General features: G+C 66.6%; 15 protein-coding genes. All 15 read right to left on the bottom strand.

Going from position 1 to position 15,427, the window contains the following annotated elements; all coding sequences use genetic code 11:
* Nucleotide 1: 1 nt before the first annotated feature.
* The 15 genes from G582_RS15740 to gspG all read right to left on the bottom strand — a co-directional run bounded on the left by G582_RS15740 (nt 2) and on the right by gspG (nt 15,422).
* Nucleotides 2-1,153, bottom strand: a complete 1,152-nt coding sequence (locus G582_RS15740; RefSeq protein WP_051246858.1) for a glycosyltransferase family protein — start codon at nt 1,151-1,153, stop codon at nt 2-4.
* The gene (locus tag G582_RS0106395) at nt 1,150-2,502 is read right to left on the bottom strand and encodes a sulfotransferase family protein (RefSeq protein WP_156880321.1); all 1,353 of its coding nucleotides are present in this window, start codon (nt 2,500-2,502) and stop codon (nt 1,150-1,152) included. Before G582_RS0106395 ends, G582_RS15740 begins: the two co-directional genes overlap by 4 nt.
* On the bottom strand, nt 2,499-3,851 hold the full coding sequence (locus G582_RS0106390) for an ABC transporter ATP-binding protein (RefSeq protein WP_028839130.1): 1,353 nt from the start codon (nt 3,849-3,851) through the stop codon (nt 2,499-2,501). The genes G582_RS0106395 and G582_RS0106390 overlap by 4 nt, the downstream gene beginning before the upstream one ends.
* A complete protein-coding gene (locus G582_RS0106385) occupies nt 3,841-4,665 on the bottom strand; it encodes an ABC transporter permease (protein WP_028839129.1) in 825 nt (274 codons plus the stop codon). The genes G582_RS0106390 and G582_RS0106385 overlap by 11 nt, the downstream gene beginning before the upstream one ends.
* A 108-nt stretch (nt 4,666-4,773) precedes the next feature.
* Nucleotides 4,774-5,850 (bottom strand): acyltransferase family protein, encoded by a 1,077-nt coding sequence (locus tag G582_RS0106380; RefSeq protein ID WP_028839128.1) that lies wholly within the window; start codon nt 5,848-5,850, stop codon nt 4,774-4,776.
* A 209-nt stretch (nt 5,851-6,059) separates the two neighbouring features.
* On the bottom strand, nt 6,060-7,571 hold the full coding sequence (locus G582_RS0106375; RefSeq protein WP_028839127.1) for a hypothetical protein: 1,512 nt from the start codon (nt 7,569-7,571) through the stop codon (nt 6,060-6,062).
* Nucleotides 7,572-8,024: 453 nt separating this feature from the next.
* Entirely contained in the window at nt 8,025-10,283 is a 2,259-nt protein-coding gene (locus G582_RS0106370; protein WP_028839126.1) for a secretin N-terminal domain-containing protein, read from the bottom strand.
* Nucleotides 10,284-10,378: 95 nt separating this feature from the next.
* Nucleotides 10,379-10,909, bottom strand: a complete 531-nt coding sequence (locus G582_RS0106365; protein WP_038053165.1) for a hypothetical protein — start codon at nt 10,907-10,909, stop codon at nt 10,379-10,381.
* Nucleotides 10,906-11,454, bottom strand: a complete 549-nt coding sequence (locus G582_RS17195) for a hypothetical protein (RefSeq protein WP_156880319.1) — start codon at nt 11,452-11,454, stop codon at nt 10,906-10,908. Before G582_RS17195 ends, G582_RS0106365 begins: the two co-directional genes overlap by 4 nt.
* A 56-nt stretch (nt 11,455-11,510) precedes the next feature.
* Nucleotides 11,511-12,566, bottom strand: coding sequence for a hypothetical protein (locus G582_RS0106355; protein WP_028839123.1), 1,056 nt, complete (start codon nt 12,564-12,566; stop codon nt 11,511-11,513).
* A complete protein-coding gene (locus G582_RS0106350) occupies nt 12,517-13,560 on the bottom strand; it encodes a type II secretion system protein GspK (RefSeq protein WP_028839122.1) in 1,044 nt (347 codons plus the stop codon). Before G582_RS0106350 ends, G582_RS0106355 begins: the two co-directional genes overlap by 50 nt.
* Nucleotides 13,547-14,197 carry a PulJ/GspJ family protein gene (locus G582_RS0106345; protein WP_028839121.1) on the bottom strand — a complete coding sequence of 217 codons (651 nt, stop codon included), beginning with the start codon at nt 14,195-14,197 and terminating at the stop codon, nt 13,547-13,549. Before G582_RS0106345 ends, G582_RS0106350 begins: the two co-directional genes overlap by 14 nt.
* Nucleotides 14,194-14,613, bottom strand: a complete 420-nt coding sequence (locus G582_RS15730; RefSeq protein WP_038053162.1) for a prepilin-type N-terminal cleavage/methylation domain-containing protein — start codon at nt 14,611-14,613, stop codon at nt 14,194-14,196. The genes G582_RS0106345 and G582_RS15730 overlap by 4 nt, the downstream gene beginning before the upstream one ends.
* A complete protein-coding gene (locus G582_RS17480) occupies nt 14,603-15,025 on the bottom strand; it encodes a type II secretion system protein (protein WP_281278260.1) in 423 nt (140 codons plus the stop codon). The genes G582_RS15730 and G582_RS17480 overlap by 11 nt, the downstream gene beginning before the upstream one ends.
* Nucleotides 14,988-15,422, bottom strand: a complete 435-nt coding sequence (gene gspG, locus G582_RS0106330; RefSeq protein ID WP_028839119.1) for a type II secretion system major pseudopilin GspG — start codon at nt 15,420-15,422, stop codon at nt 14,988-14,990. The genes G582_RS17480 and gspG overlap by 38 nt, the downstream gene beginning before the upstream one ends.
* Between the last annotated feature and the right edge of the window lie 5 nt (nt 15,423-15,427).

The following is a 15,427-nucleotide window of genomic DNA, read 5'->3' as shown; positions in this document are numbered from 1 at the left end:
TTCAGCGCCTCGCGCCAGCCAGCTTCCTGAGCGCCTTGGCCAGGGTCGGCCCGAACCCGATCTCCAGGGTCGACCAGGCGAACTTGTCCAGCAGTCCCGGGTTTGGCGACATCCGCAGCGTGGGAACTTCGCCCGCGGTGCCGGCGGTGGTCACGGCCCCGCCCCCCTGCTGCAGGATCTCGTCATCGCAGCTGGCGAAAGGCTGCGGTACCGCCTGCCACAGCGCCGGGTCGCGGTACCGGACTCGTGCCTCGCGGGAAACAGACGTGCCGCTCGAATAGTTCGAGTAGGACCAGGGCGTCTTGCCCAGCGTCGCCTGCCCATGTGCATCCAGCTTGCGCAGATAGTCGCGGTACAGTGCCTCGAACTCCGGGCGATTTTCCTCGGTCAACCACCAGCCCATGGCTCGCTCGATCATCCCGGAATCCAGCCCCGAGAAGTGGATGAAACGGAGCGGATCGCCATTGACCACATACCCACCCGCTTCGGCCTTGCGCAGATCGCTTCCCAGCAGCGACCAGGTAGCGAAGTCATAGCCGTGGTGCTTCAGGATGTGGACATCAAAGAAGCTTGGCGCCAGGTCGATCCACTTCTGGTCCGTGAAGATGCCACGGCTCTTGTCGTCGTAGCAGAACAGGAACAGGCGTTCCGCCCACCAATCGAGGAAGCGTCTCGAGTTGTCGCTGCGGGCAACCGCGACGAAGCCGAGGTTGTAAGTGCCATGGGCCAGCGAACTGATCTCCATGTCGATGTTGCCCGGCCGCAACAGGTGCGGGCAGACCACCACCGACGCGCGGTCCAGCACATCCTCCAGTTCATTGAAGGCGCTGTACACCAGCACGTCTGGATCCAGATAGGCGAACTTGTCGCGCTCGGGAAACCGTTCGATCAGATGGCGAAGGAACTGCGGCTTGACCGCGGTGGACGCCTCCACGATCGAATGGCGGAAGATGAACTGGTCGAAGTCCTCCCAGCCGGCGTCCTTCGCCAGGATGATCTGATCGAAATGCGGAAATCCGCTGGCGGCCTGGGGGATCTCGCGTTCCACCAGGCACAACACGAAGGTCGCGTCGCGGCAGTGCGTCTTGACCGATTCGGCCAGGGCCATCGCCTTCGGCAGGTAGTTCGCGCAGATCGAGGTGAAGTAAATCATGGGGTTGTTGTGTCCTTCCGCAGTTGCGCGCGTCCATCGCGCCACGCCATCCACCGACGCTGCAGGCGGCCGATCAGGGTCGCCTCGTAGCGCAAAAGCGCCAATTGTAGGTCATGGATTCTTTGATTCAGCGCCGTGCGCTCCACCACCGCTCCTTCAGACCAGGCGATCTGCGCCGTAAGCGCCGAGCGCGTCCCGGCCAGCTCCGCCTGCAGTGCCTCACGCTCCACCACTGCTGCTTGCGACCATTCGATCTGTGCCGCGAGCGCGGAGCGCGCTTCCGCAAGCGCGGCCTGAAGCGCTTCGCGCTCCGCCACGGCGGTTTGGGACCATTCGACCTGCGCCGCGAGCGCGGAGCGCGCTTCCGCAAGCGCAGCCTGTAGCGCTTCCCGCTCCGCCACCGCCGTGCGCGACCATTCGATCTGCGCATTCAATTCGGATTGCACCCGTGCCACGTCGACTACCGCCGCCACGGATCGCCGCCTTGCCTCCAGCGACTGCGAAGCCAGGCTCTCCAGCAGCGCAAGAAACGGCGACAGGCTTTCGCGCAGGCGCTGTCGCAAGCCATCGAATCGAGTCGCGTCAACCGGCAGGCGCGTCAACAGCGACATCGCATCGGCGCCGAGGTCATCATGGGCCCCTGCAGCGGCAGCCAACGCGGGTCCGCCGGAAAAATGCCGGTCGCCGGCAGACACGAATCCCGACAATTTCGCTCCATCCGGCATGGCGACGAGGTGGCCGAGATTCAGCGCGGTCACAGCCTGGCCAAGCGTGGCCTCGGGTGCCGCGATGAGGTCATCGTAGGTAACCACCGCGCGCGCGCAGTCGCGTGAGTCGCGCTCTGCGGCCAACATGTGCTCCAGCCAGAGTAACTGCGACAACGCGGGTGAAAACCCGTTGCGCTTCGCCAGCGACGCCGCGACCTCGGCCGGGTGGCGCACCACCAGCAGAACGCGCGGTTCTATCCCCGTGGCGCGCAGGGTCTCGAGCCACAGCGGCAGCAACCGGCACAGGCGCGGGTCCTTCAGTGCGAACAGGCCCGCGGCGGAAAACTCGCGCTCGAGCAGGCCGGCGATTGCAACACGCGCATCATCCGCCGCCGGCGTCCGCAACCATCCTTCCGGCAACTCGCGCGGGTCGTCCCAGCGGCGGCCAAGGGCATCCAACAGCGCATCGTCGATGCGCACCGCCTCTTCGTGTTCGAAGTAACCCTTCGGATTGTCCTCGCCGGCTGCAAGCAGGTGCTCGCCCATGGGCAGGCCAAGGCGCGCCAGGCTGCCGGCCACCGCCGAGGTACCGCTGCGGTGCATGCCGACGATCAGCAGGCATATCCGGGAGGGGTTGTTCACTGGCGCCATCCTATGTCGTCGGCTTCGATCAGGTTCACCAGCGCGGTGGCCCGGATCCGCTCGTCGGGCATGACCCGGAACATCGCCACGTCCACCCTGCGGTCGATGTATTCCTCCATCGTCCCGGTGTCCGCAAGGCAACCCGCGTTGAGGAAATAAGTGCCGGGATTGAACCGGCAACGGAAACGGAAGCCGACTTCGACGGTCGCCCCGGCGGGCACCAACTGCATGCGGGGCAGTGACGGATCGGTAGCGGCGCCGGCGACCTCGATGCCGGTCGTGGTCCTGACCATCATGCCGCAGCGCACGCGCGAGAGTGTCCTGCGCGTTTCCACCCGGTAGGCGTAAACGTATTCCTCCCCGTGCACCAGCGTGTTCACGCGACGGCCATCCAGCGTCCGCAGGTGCGGGTCGACGATGGTTGCCCCGCGATCCTCGTAGGCGATCGTCGATGCCGGTACGAGGTGGGGGTCATGCCACGCTTCGATCCGGTCCGTACGCACCCCCGCCATCGCATCGCCGGCGTCGCCCGGGCTGCCGTTGCCAGCCGGGCCATGCGACGGCAGCTGGTCGTCGCGGATGGCCTGACGGATCGCCGGCTGCTGCTCGGCCGGCGCGTAGATCAGCTTCTGGTAGAGCGACACCACCCGCTTGGGGGTGCCATGCGCGAGCAGCTCACCGCCATCCAGCAACACCGCCTGGTCGCACAGATCCACCACCGTGCCCGCGGAATGGGACACGAACAGGACGGTTGCGCCGGCCTCCCGGATCTTCTCGATGCGCGCGAAGCACTTGCGCTGGAATGCCTCGTCGCCCACGGAAAGCGCCTCGTCGACCACTAGGATCTCGGGCGTGACGTTGATCGCCACCGCGAACGCCAGCCGGACGTACATGCCGCTGGAATAGTTCTTGACCGGCTGGTGGACGAAGTCGCCGATGTCCGCGAAGGAAAGGATGTCGTCCAGGCGCTCGTCGATCTCGCGCCGCGCAAGACCCAGGATGGTGGCGTTCAGGTAGACGTTTTCCAGCCCGGTAAATTCCGGGTTGAACCCGGCCCCGAGTTCCAGCAGCGCGGCCAGCCGGCCCGCGACCTCCACGCTGCCGCTGCTTGGCGCAAGCGTCCCGCAGATGATCTGCAGCAGGGTCGACTTCCCGGAGCCATTGCGGCCAACGATGCCGACCGTGTGACCCTTGCGGATCTCCAGGTTGATGTTCTTCAGCGCGTGGAAATCGCTCCGGTAGCGCCCCTCGCCACGCGCGAACATCTCCAGCAGCCGATGGTGCGGCCTCGCATAGACGGGATACACCTTGCCGACGCCGTGCACCCGGATGGCAAGGTCAGAGGACATCTGCAAACCCGCGCTTGGTGGACACGAACCACGCATGGCCTGCATACATGAAGGCCAGCGCCCCAAGCAGGTAGGCGGCCAGCCCCGTCCAGTCCGGCGCCACGCCCCAGATCAGCACGGAACGGGCTTGGTCGGCGATGAAGGACACCGGGTTGAGCATGAAGATCGCACGGTACTCGTCCGGTACCGCGGCCACCGGGATCATCACCGACGACAGGAAAAGAATCGCCATGCTGGCCAGGCCGACCACCTGCCTGACATCACGGAAATAGACCGAGATGGACGCCAGGAACCATGCCACCCCCAGTCCGAGCACTGCGATCGGCAGGATCACCAGTGGCAGATAGACGATGGTCCACTCGAAATCACCTTCCATCACCAGGCGCATTGCCACGAACACCAGCACGTTCATCAGGCAATGGAACAGCGCCGAGAACAGCATTGGCCAAGGCAGGATTTCCAGTGGGAACACCACCCGCTTGACATAGGACGGGTTGGCCACCACCAAGTCCGGCGACCGGACGAGACATTCCGACAGGACGAAGTAAGGGATCATCCCTGCGAACAACACGATGGAGAACGGCGTATCGGTCGCGCGTGCCTCAGGCCAGCGCCCTCCCATCACCGTGCCGAAGGCGATCGCGTAGATGCACAACAGCAGGAACGGGCTGACCAGCGACCACAGGATCCCCAGGCTGGCGCCGCGATAACGGCCATCCACCTCCCTGCGCGTCAGTTCGCCGACCAGCGCGCGCTGGGTGATGAGGAGCTTGAACGGCGCGAGGGGCTTGAGGCGAAATTTCGGTGCGCGCATCCGTCCTTCATCCGGAGAGGCGCCGCGGCGCCCCCCACGTTGGGCTGCATCCGTGGGTCCGGCAGCAGGCCCGCCATGATACCGGAACGCCCCCCGCGGGCGCTGGCGTCAGCGCCGCCTGAAGCGCACATCGCGCCAGGGTCGCTCGAACAGCAGGAATGAACCCATGGCCACCGCCAGCATCGCCGCCAGCACCACCAGCAGGGCGGGCAGCCCGTGGCTGCGCAGTCCCAGCGCGTCTGCGGCCTGCAGTACCGGCATGTGCCAGAGATAGGCGCTGAAACTGACCACGCCCACCAACCGCATCGGTGCACTAGCGAACAGACGGGACAGTACTCCAGCCCCCCACAGCACCGACAACAGCAGCAGCGCCCAGCCGAATCCGAACGCAGTGAACCATCGATGGCCGAGTTCCGGGTTGTAGCCCTCCCCCGAGATGGCAGCCCACAGCGCCGGCGTCACCAGCGCCAGTGCCGCCAGCAGCAGCCAGCCCGCGGCGCGCCAGGCGCGCGCCAGGCGCCACAATGACGGCCATTCCTGCGAGACCCACGCCGCGGCCACGCCCGCCAGGAATACCGGCAGGTAGAACCCCAGCTGTACGCCGTTGACGGGTGCTTGCGCGGCAGGCCACTGCCGTCGCGCGAGTACCAGCAGGGCTGCCAGCAGCGTCACGCCCCACCACCGCCCGCCAGGCATCCTGCGCAAGGCCAACAGCGCCAGGCAGACGATCGGCAGCCACAGATAGAAGGTGAACTCGACCGGTATCGACCAAAGCACGCTCTGGCCTTCGCGCAGCGTCAGGTGCCGCCAGAACCCGGCTGCATCCAGCTGGTAATGCCAGTGAACAACGCCAAGGCTCGTCAGCCCCCAGCTCAGCAGCAGAACCACCAGATAAAGCGGCCAGATGCGCAGCACCCGGCGCAACGCGTAGTCGATCCAGTAAGCCGGGTCAGCCAGTCTTGCCAGCGGACGCGCCAGCATGGCATGGGCTAGCAGGTAGGCGCTGAGCACGAAGAACAGGTAGACCCCGCTCTTGCCCGTGCCCGACATTCCGGGTTGCGGCAGCCAGCCCGCATTGGACAGGTGCGAGGCGATCACGATCAACACGGCCAGACCACGCAACCCGTCCAGGGCCTGCACATGCTCGTCTCGGGTGCGCGGCCGACCAAGGAACAGCTTCAGCATCCTTCCCCCGTTGTGCCCCACCGCAACCCATGCCAGCACGAAGGATATCCGCTGGAGACCGTCCCGGCACGCGCCACGACGCCGTTCAACGGACCCACGGCGATTCGTCCGGCGCCTGACCGCGGACCACCATCGCGGAAGCCCGGCCACAAAAAAGGAAAGGCCCGCCGAAGCGGGCCTTTCCGGTATTGCACAGGAGCGGGAGCCGATTAGTGGCCGCCGGAATCCTGGTTCACCATCACGTAGTTGCTGAGCGACATGTTGGTGGTGTTGACGATCTGGTACAGACCCTTGATTTCCTTCTCCGGGCCAGCCACGGTGGCGACGACCGTTGCACGGGTCTTCGCGCCGGCGTTGAAGCCCTGCAGCACCGAGTTCATGTCTTCGATGACGTAGGTCTTCTTGGCCTTCACGACGTAGCCGGTCAGGTTGCCGGTGGTGATGGCGGTGCCATCTTCACCCTGGACGGTCAGGAAGAAGGTGCGGTCCTTGTTGCCGGTGTTGGTGATGACCAGACGGCTCAGCCAGCCGGTCGGGACCTGCACCAGCGGAGCCTGCAGACGCACGCCGTCCTGGACGATCTGGCCAGCGGAAGCTTCAGCGTAGGCGATGTCTTCGATCTGGTTGTCAGCGCCAGCTTCGATGGACTCATCCAGCTTCGGCGACAGCGTCACCATCTGCCCGGCATTCGCGTCGTTGTAGTTCAGGGTGTAGCCGGTGTTCGCCTTGGCCTTCAGGCTGGCGATGTAGCCGCCGGCCGGAATTTCATTAGCCGAACTGCTGTTGACCACCACCGCGAAATTGCCGTTCAGGGCAGTCGGGTTGACATTCCAGCTGGCCGAAGTCGCCGTGGACGTGGTCGGAGCGACGGTGGCAAAGGTCTTGGCCGTTGCCCAAGCGTCGAAGTCGCCATCGATGGTCAGAACGTTCGTTGCCGCGGTGTCGAACAGCGTGGCCAAGGTGACGGGAACGCCATTAATGCCGCGCGGAGCCGTTGCCGGGGTGCCATAGGTCAGCAGGTTGACCTGGGCCTTGGCCAGATAGGCGTTGTTGGCATTGGGAGACACCAGGCCACCCGCGGGAACCGGGTTCTTGAACCCGGCGTACGGGGTGTTCAGGTTATCAACCGAAGCAATGGCCTTGTTCGGATCGGTCAGGAACGCATAGCTGGGTTCGAACGTGAGGAGCTTCTTGGTGTCGCCGGTGCCGGCGATCAGCTGCGGGTTAGCCGGGCCTTCAGCAAGGCACTGGCCGGCAGCAGCCGGGTTGTCGTACAGACCCACCGTGGCGGTGACGGTGGTGTCGCGGCTCGCGACATCGATCAGCAGGTTGTTCAGCTGCACCTGGTAAGCCGCGGTGGACGGAATCGCACCGGTGGGGTTCGAAGACAGGGTGAAGAAGGCCACGTTGCCGTTGGCATTGACCGTGCCGGCGGTCAGCGTCGGGCTAGCCGAGGTAATACCATCGGCCTGAGTGACGGTCGGCACGATCGCGGCGGGCTGGGCACCTTCGAGGCGCACGCAGGCGTAGCGGGTTTCGTTGGTGTTGAAGTTGTAGCCAACCTTCCACGCAACGTTCAGCGAAAGGCCGGTGACCGGCATCTTGATTTCTTTCGCGTAAACGGTGTTGGCGGTCTGGATCAGATTGGCCGACAGCGCGTTGCTGGAGGCGAGTGCGCCGACGATGGCGAGCGCCAGGGTCTGCTTGTTGAAGAACTTCATTCTTGTTGGCTCCTAAGCTTAGGTTTGTAAATCTTGGTCACACCATGGGCACCACTCGCCGCCCGCATGCGCGTATCGGCGCCGATACAGAACCGGAGAAGAACAAAGGCCCGAACCCCGCAACCCCATTCCCCCTGAGTCCGATTCATCTGCGCATACAAGTACCAAAGCCAGCGCAGCATCCCAGATGTGCCGGCAGCATATAGGCGGGATTAAGAAAGTGTCAACCGCTGGAATGCCCTTGTGCCAACGGGTTTGCGAATCCATCCACGAACGTTCCCCCTGGCTCATCGACCGCGCCTTTTTTCACACATCACTTGCCGCCCATACACAATGAAACCGGGCGCTTGCCGGATTGTCGCCGGCCCCATGAGGCATGAGCCCGCTGCCACAGGAAGCGGCCGCCCGGCGACAGGCTGCAGGCCCCCCATACGATCGCCCAAGGGCAGGCGCTCAGGCCGGCCTGGTCGCGCCCGGCTGCTGGCTTTCCGCTGCAGGCGACTGCGCCTCGACAGGCGGATTGATGGGCGCTTCCGTGGATGGCTGCGGATCGGGGCTCGGCTTGGCAGGCGGCACGGGAAGCGGCTCGCGCGGTTGCAGCGGCGCCGGAGCGCCATCTGGGCGGCCCGGCCAACTGCGCTCAACGCGGCCAAACCGCTCGCGCACAGCTCGGGTAACTTCTTCGACCTGGGTCGAATCCTCCAGCACGTACGGCGTGATCAGCAGCAGCAACTCGGTCCGCACGCTGGACTTGGTCCGGTTCTGGAAGGCGCGCCCGAGCAGGGGGATGTCTCCCAACAGCGGGACCTTAGACTTGCCGTCGGCGCGGCTGCTGGAGATCAGCCCCCCCAGCAGGGTGCTCTGGCCATCGGCCAGGCTCAACACGGTGCGCAGGCTGCGGCTGAGGATGCTGGGCGAGGAGATCTCGCTGGTGTCGGTCTGGACCGCCTCGCTGACTTCCTGCGAGATCTTCAGGTCCACCCGCTGGCCGGAATGCACCACCGCCTCGATATCCAGCAGGGTGCCGGTCTTGCGGTACTGCACGGACTGCAGGATCGAGCTCTGGTTGCCGTTATTGGGCAGGTCCGGCGCCGTGGCCTGGCTGGTGATGATGGGCACCTCGGTGCCGACGTCGATGCTCGCCGCCTCGCCACTCTTCACCAGGATGCGCGGCGTGGACAGGATGGTGACGCGGCTGTCCTTGGCGAACAGGTTGAGCGTGGCGCGCACCTGGCCGGACGAGGACAGCGCCGCCCAGCGCAGGCCACCGGCGGTGGCATTGTCCGCCAGTGCCGTCAGCGGCCCCGACATGCCTTCGACGCTGATGTTGCGCAACGCCCATTCCACCCCGTGGGTCAACTCGTCGGTGAGGGTCACTTCGGCAACGGTGACCTCGATCAGCACCTGCCGGGCCGGCTGGTCCAGCCGCGCCAGCACGCCCTGCAACGCGCGCCAACTCTGGGCGTCGCCCTGGAACACGATCATGTTGCGCACCGTATCGGCGGCCAGCTGCCCGCCGAAGCCGGAAACTGCGGTCACCGCATTGCCTTGCCGCGCTCCGCGCGCGGTTTCGCCAGTTGAGCTCCCCGTGCCAGCGACCCCAGATGCCCCCGCATTCCCCGCACTAGCGCCTGCACCGCCTGCCAGCGCCTGCAACACCGGCAGCATTGTATCCACCGTGGTGTGGCGCGCGGCATACACGTACATGCCGCCGCTGCCGGCCGCATCGCTGGGCTGGTCCAGGCGCGCCACCCATTCGGCCACCGTGTCCAACGCCTGCTGGCTGTTGGCGAACACGATCAGGGCGTTGGCGGAATTGACCGGCACGAAGGTCAGCGCTCCGGGCTCCCCTCCGCCGCTATAGACTGCAATGCCCTGCCCCGCCAATACCTCGCGCAGCTCTTTCGCCAGCAGGTCAGCCGGCAGGTAGAGCGGGTTGATGCGCAGCGAATATTTGTCGCGCAGCACTGCCTGGTCCAGCGCATCCAAGGCCTGCATGGCAGCGCGGACATCGGTACCAGGTCCACTGATCAGCACCGCATTGGCTTCGATCAACGGATTGAAGGTGACTGATTTGCCGTTGAACAATTCTTTGGCCTGCGGAATGACTGCACCCGGCCGCCGGTACTGCAGCGGCATGGACACGAACACGGTGCGCTGGCCAGCAGGAACATCCGGCAGCGAACGCGTCTGCAGCAGCGGGCTGACCTCGCTGGTGCGCTGATCCACGGGCATGAAGCGCAACACGCCGCCCAGCTCGTCGATCCGCACGTTGTAGCTGCGCAGGACTTCCTCGGCCACCCGGAACGCCTGCTCCGGCGGCATCGGCTTGGCCAGGCTCAGGCTGAGCAACTCCGGACGGCCGCGCAGCGACTGGTCGATCTGCACCGGCAGACCCAGTTCCATCCCGTACACGATGTTGATGAAGGTCTCGAGCGGCACGCCGTCCAGGGCGATCGCCACCGGCTCGCTGCGCTGCATCGGCGGGATGCGGCTCTGCGCGCGCTCCGGCTGCTGCGCAGCCTGTTCGCGCCGCACCGGCTCGGGGCCACGTTCGATCTGCGGATGGGTGCGCCCGGAAGCGGCATCACCCAGGACTTCCCCCGTCGGTGCGTCCGCCTTCGGCGCGCGCAGCGGGCGCGGCAACTCGGGCGGGCGCGCGGCACAGGCGGCCAGCACGCCGACCACTGCCGCGAGCGCAATGACGCGCACGCGGCTCAGCCATCGACGCGCCAAAGGTTGAAGGTGTGTCCGATCCATCATGCGTGTTCCGGTTGCTCGGGCGGGGGCAGCTTGCTGACAACGCATCAGCGCCGCCCCTTCCTGGTGGGCGGCTTCGACGCGGGCGCAGGCGCGGGCGCCGCCTCTTCCTGAATCTGGTAGCTGTTGAACATTTCGCGCTGCTGGCGCTCACCCTTGGCGTCGCGCCACTCGACGCTCAGCCCTGACACCCGCAACACACGCCCGCCACCCGGCAGCGGATCGCCCGCACGCAGCAGCACCGTGCCCGCCCCAGCCACGCTGAAGACCGCGCGGGCGCCGTTTCGACTGCGGGCCACACCCACCGGGACGGGGGCCGGAACCTCCGATGCCGCAGCCGCGCTGGCTGCAACTTCCTGCGGGGGCGGCGGCTGCGGCCAAGGCGGATTCTTCTCCCAAGCGGCTTCGATCGCCGCAGGCGCCGGACGCGGCGATTGCGGCAACGTCCAGTCCTCTGCAGTCGCCCGCGGGGCCACCGGCTGACCCGGCACGTCGACGAAGGCGAAGTTCGCCATTGCACCAAGAGCCAGCGCCAGCAGTGCGCCCAACAGCAGGCGCCACATCGACAGAGCGCTCATGATGCGGCCTCCGAAACCACCGTCCCGGCGACCACGCCCTGTCCAGCACGCCGGTAGTAGGCGCGCATCACCAGACTTATCTTGGGTTCGCTCTGCTCGCCTATATCCAGGCGCTCGACCTGCATCCAGGGCAGGCCGCGCTCCAACGCCTGCACCAACGAATGCTGGGCAAAGGCCGGCAGCGTGCCATCCAGCTTGGCCAGGACCTGCACCAGTTCCGGATGACCAGGCACCTCCAGCACGTCCTGCACCTTGACCGCGGGCCCGGAAAGTTTCTGCGCGGCCGCGAACTCGGTAAGCCAGGCCTCGATTTCAGCCTGCGCCTGGCCGGCATTGGCGGTAACCCGCATCTCACGCCGCATGCCGTCCAGCTCGGCCTCGGCCTGCTTGGCGCGCTCAACCCATTCCGGCTGCCCTGCCACGCGCTCCAGGCGTTGTCGCAGGCCGATGTCGGCGGCATGCTGCCGCATCGCAGATTCGCGGTGGCGATCCAGCCCGTCCAGCAAGTGCAGGGCCAAGGCCACCATCGCGACCAGCACGGCCATGCGCAGCCGCCGATTTTCGCGCCATTGCATGGCTGCGTTTTCCAGCATGGGCGCGCTCATTCTTCGCCGCCCTCGGTGACACGAGGCTGCGGCAGGGTGAACTCCAGCAGGATGTCCCCGTTGCCGGAAGAGGTCGCGGTCAGGTCATCGAACGGGGGGGTCTGCAAGAAGGCCTCGATGTAGCGGCGCGGATCGGCATCACCGCCACGAACCAGTACGCGCAGCTTCCCGGGTTCGCGCGACCATCCCGCCAACAACGCGCCATTCGGCAACTTCGCGCCGATGCGCGCCATCCAGTCGAAATCGGTGTGGTCCGGCTCCAGCTCGCGCAACTCCGCGATCTGCGCCGCCGCCGCCTCGGCACGCTCGCGTGCCGCCTGCAACGGCGCCGCCCGGGAGCGCGCCGCCTCAAGCCTGACGGCTTCTTTCGCGGCTTCGGCATCCCAGCGCATCAGGCTGGCCAACTGCCACCCAGCCACCGCCAGCAGGAGACCGGCCGAGGCAATCCACGCAACCCGTTCGGCAGTATCCGCGTCCATGGACAAGCCACGACCAGCGTGCGCCCAAGGGCGATCCAGCCACGCCAGCGTGACGGGCTCCGGTACGTCGCCGGAACCCGTGGTGGCGCCCGCCGCCCTGAGGAATGTCAGCCACTCGGCCTCCGACGGCCGGCGCGCCCACCATTGGCTGGCTACCAGCACGCCATTGCTCCAGTACTGCCCTTCCACACCCTCGCACAGGGACAGGAGCCGTACACCATCCTGGACAGGCGGCGGATACAGCAACGATTCCGGCAGCCAACGGCGGTACGCCGACGGATTGTCCTGGGGCGGCGTCCAGATCCAGTAGTGGGCAATGCCCTCCTGCCAGGCCAGATGGATGCGCGCATCGGCAGAAGGCAGGAAGCGGGCCGCCGCCAAACGCGCGGCCATGGCCCGCTTGCGCGGCGGCAGGGCGCGGAAATCCTGCTTGCGGTACTGGCAGTCGCGCCTCGGAATCACCCACTCCTGCGCGCCAAACAGGCCCTTGGCCTGACGCAGGCCCGGTGTTTCGCCCGGCAGGCTACGGCCCGGCGAGAAGAGGGCTCTGGGTCGTTTCTGCATCGCGGTCATCGGCGGGGCGTTGGACGGGATAGGCGGCCAAAATGGTCCAAGGCCCGCGTTGGTCGGCTAATGGAGTCAATCTAACATGATAACGCTGGCCCCTTCCTGTACGCCCCCAGATGTCGATCCGCAGGATGCCCTCGGCCACGCTGCGGTAGTCGATGGCACTGTCGCCGGGCAGTTTCCCGAGCGTCAGCGCTTCCGCTTCGTAGCCGTTGCGCAAGGGACGTTCCTGTCGCCGCTTGAGCAGCAGCTCGCAGGCTTCCGGACAGTTGGGGATCCACAGCGGCAGCAGTTCGGCGGGGGTGGTGTTGAGGTTGATCGCGCCGACATAGAACGCGGAGGCATGTTCGATGATGCGGCCCAGCTGCGCCGGCGGAAGTCCATCCCAATCCATGACGCGTGCAAGCTCGGAAGACAGCAGGAGACCACGGTTGGGCGGCGGTGGCCGGCGCTCACGTTCGTAGTCGGTGCGCTCGGCGCCCTGCAGATGATTGAGGTCGTCGCCATCGATGTAGTCCAGCAACGTGTCCCGCAGGCGCGGGATCCTGCCCTTCTCCACCCCCTCCACCTGCAGGAAGCGGTCCAGCCCCCCCGCCGTGGGGCGCCGCAGTGAAAACAGCCCCGCCTCGTCCTGGATCGCAAAAAAGGATGCGCCGCGACCGCGGTAGCGGGTGCCATCGAGTCGCAGCTCGCCGCCGACGGGATCGCGCATCACACCGCCAAACTCATCGAGCTTGCGCATGGCCACCGTATCTGCCGAAAGCGGCTCCACCGGCAGCCCGGCGAGCGTGAATTCGCGGGTGGCGGCGATGTACAGGAGGGTGTCACGCGTCTCCAACGCGGCCACATCATCCTGCAGCCGCTCGCTGTCGAGGCGTGCGTGCTCGACCTGGGAGCGCGCCCACAGCATCATCAGTCCCACCGCGACGCCTATGCCCGCCAGGAGCCACAGCGTCACCGCCAGGACGAAGCCCCGCTGAGACCGTTCAGATCCCCGCATCGCCACCCTCCTCGATGTTGATGCGGTCGGAGGCACGCAGGTTCGCCGGCAGGTAGACCAGCCATTGCAGGTGCCGCCCGGCCTCCGTGGTCGCCTGGAACTTCACCAGCCGCGGCAGTACTCCGCGGCCCTTCTCGGCCAGGCGGCTCGCGTTTTCCGGGGCGGTGCTCTGCCATGCGGTCTCCCATTGCGCGCCGTCGCCTTCGGCCATGTAGGCGAAGCCGGCCTCACGCAGGGGCCCGGGAACCACGACGAGATCACCGGCGACCGGGTCCAGGTAATGCAGTGCGGCATCGCCGTCGGCATCACGGACCAGGCGCCAGGCTATCCGCGCGCTGCCGCTAGCCATCAGCGGCGCAGCGCTGACGAACGACACCTCCTCGATGCCCCCGGAGAACGCGTCCGCCTCCAGGCGTTGCGTCGGGGGCTGCGCACCGGCAAGGCTGTCGCGGAACCAGGCCTCCTGCAGCAGCATCTGGCGGGACTCGCCCTGCATTCGCAGCATCCGGGTCCGCAACGAAAGGGATTGCGACAATGCGCTCATCAGCACCGTGACCAGCATGGACACGATGACCAGCGTCACGATCGCCTCCAGCAGGGTGAACCCCCCCTGCACCCTGGCGTTCCGCAGGCTCACAACACCTCCGGCTTTCTGACCTGCTTGTAGCCGACCCGCCTGACTTCCAGTTCGGCCAGGGGGCGCTGATCGCGCTCCAGCGCCAGGCGCACGCGATACAGGCCGACCTGGAACAGGCCGGCCTGCAGGTATCCGGTCATTGCATCACGCGGCGCTTCCAACGGCTCCGCGTGCCAGCGCAGCAGCACGTCGCCCAACTGCACCTGGCCGTCGGGTTCCTGCGCGGGATTGATGGTCTGCAGCCACGCCAGTGCGTTGCGCTGTGCGGATTCGCGCTCGCGCGCCGCCTCGGCGCGTTCCACCATCCGCACCGACTGGCTCATGGCTGCGAACAGCGCCATCCCCGCCGCCGCAAGGATCGCCAGCGCGACGATGGCTTCCAGCAGCGAAAACCCCGAAGCGCGGCTACTGCGCATTGCGCACCTGGCAATCGGGCATTGCCACGACCCATTCCTCTTCAGCATCGGGGCTGCGCACGCGCAGGCGCGCTGCATCACATACGCCGTTGTCGCGGACCAGCAACGGCGTCAGGGTGGAGACAGCCCAGCCCTGTGGCAGTTCCAGCAGCGGGGACAGCGCGGCCTCGGCGCCCAAGCGGATCTCTCCCGACTGCAGGCGGGCGCGCAGCGGGAGATCCTCGATCTGGCGCTGGACCTCGGCACGATCACCACTGGTCCCGATCGCCCTGACCGTGCTGGCCAGGCGTGGCGCCGCCAACGCGGTCATCACCGAAATCAACGCCAGCACGACCAGCATCTCCAACAGGGAGAAGCCGACCGCCGCCCGGGGCTCACCCCTTGGGTGGCAGGAAGCCGACGTCGGCGTCATTGCCCTCGCCTCCCGGCTGGCCATCCGCGCCGAGGGAGTAGATCGCGAACGGCAGTCCATCGCGGCCGGGGATGGAATACTTGTACGGTCGACCCCACGGATCCTCGGGCACCGGTTCATCCAGATAGGGACCGCGCCAGCGCGCCTTGGCCCGCTCATCGGCGGGCGCCGTGTTCAACACGCCCAAGCCCTCATCCGCGGTGGGGATGCGGCCGACCTCGAGCCGGAACGTTTCCACGGCCCCACGCAGCAAGCGCGTCTGGGTGTCCGCGACCTGCACTTTGGAGCTATCCACGCGACTGAACAGGCGCGGGCCGACCAGGCTTGCGATCAGGCCGATGATCACCAGGACCACCAGCATTTCCAGCAGGGTGAAGCCGGCGGCGAAGCGAGGCACTCGCA

Origin of the sequence: Thermomonas fusca DSM 15424, assembly GCF_000423885.1 — a bacterium.
Classification (GTDB): Bacteria; Pseudomonadota; Gammaproteobacteria; order Xanthomonadales; family Xanthomonadaceae; genus Thermomonas; species Thermomonas fusca.
This window is presented reverse-complemented; position numbering and strand designations above follow the sequence as displayed.

What these genes read in the sequence shown, in the direction of transcription:
- G582_RS17195 (WP_156880319.1), bottom strand. Translation starts at nt 11,454, where the DNA reads ATGGCCGTGCTGGTCGCGATGGTGGCCTTGGCCCTGCACTTGCTGGAC.
- G582_RS0106380 (WP_028839128.1), bottom strand. Translation starts at nt 5,850, where the DNA reads ATGCTGAAGCTGTTCCTTGGTCGGCCGCGCACCCGAGACGAGCATGTG.
- G582_RS0106355 (WP_028839123.1), bottom strand. Translation starts at nt 12,566, where the DNA reads ATGACCGCGATGCAGAAACGACCCAGAGCCCTCTTCTCGCCGGGCCGT.
- G582_RS0106375 (WP_028839127.1), bottom strand. Translation starts at nt 7,571, where the DNA reads ATGAAGTTCTTCAACAAGCAGACCCTGGCGCTCGCCATCGTCGGCGCA.
- G582_RS0106390 (WP_028839130.1), bottom strand. Translation starts at nt 3,851, where the DNA reads ATGTCCTCTGACCTTGCCATCCGGGTGCACGGCGTCGGCAAGGTGTAT.
- G582_RS0106365 (WP_038053165.1), bottom strand. Translation starts at nt 10,909, where the DNA reads ATGAGCGCTCTGTCGATGTGGCGCCTGCTGTTGGGCGCACTGCTGGCG.
- G582_RS0106350 (WP_028839122.1), bottom strand. Translation starts at nt 13,560, where the DNA reads ATGCGGGGATCTGAACGGTCTCAGCGGGGCTTCGTCCTGGCGGTGACG.
- G582_RS17480 (WP_281278260.1), bottom strand. Translation starts at nt 15,025, where the DNA reads ATGACGCCGACGTCGGCTTCCTGCCACCCAAGGGGTGAGCCCCGGGCG.
- G582_RS15740 (WP_051246858.1), bottom strand. Translation starts at nt 1,153, where the DNA reads ATGATTTACTTCACCTCGATCTGCGCGAACTACCTGCCGAAGGCGATG.
- G582_RS0106385 (WP_028839129.1), bottom strand. Translation starts at nt 4,665, where the DNA reads ATGCGCGCACCGAAATTTCGCCTCAAGCCCCTCGCGCCGTTCAAGCTC.
- G582_RS15730 (WP_038053162.1), bottom strand. Translation starts at nt 14,613, where the DNA reads ATGCGCAGTAGCCGCGCTTCGGGGTTTTCGCTGCTGGAAGCCATCGTC.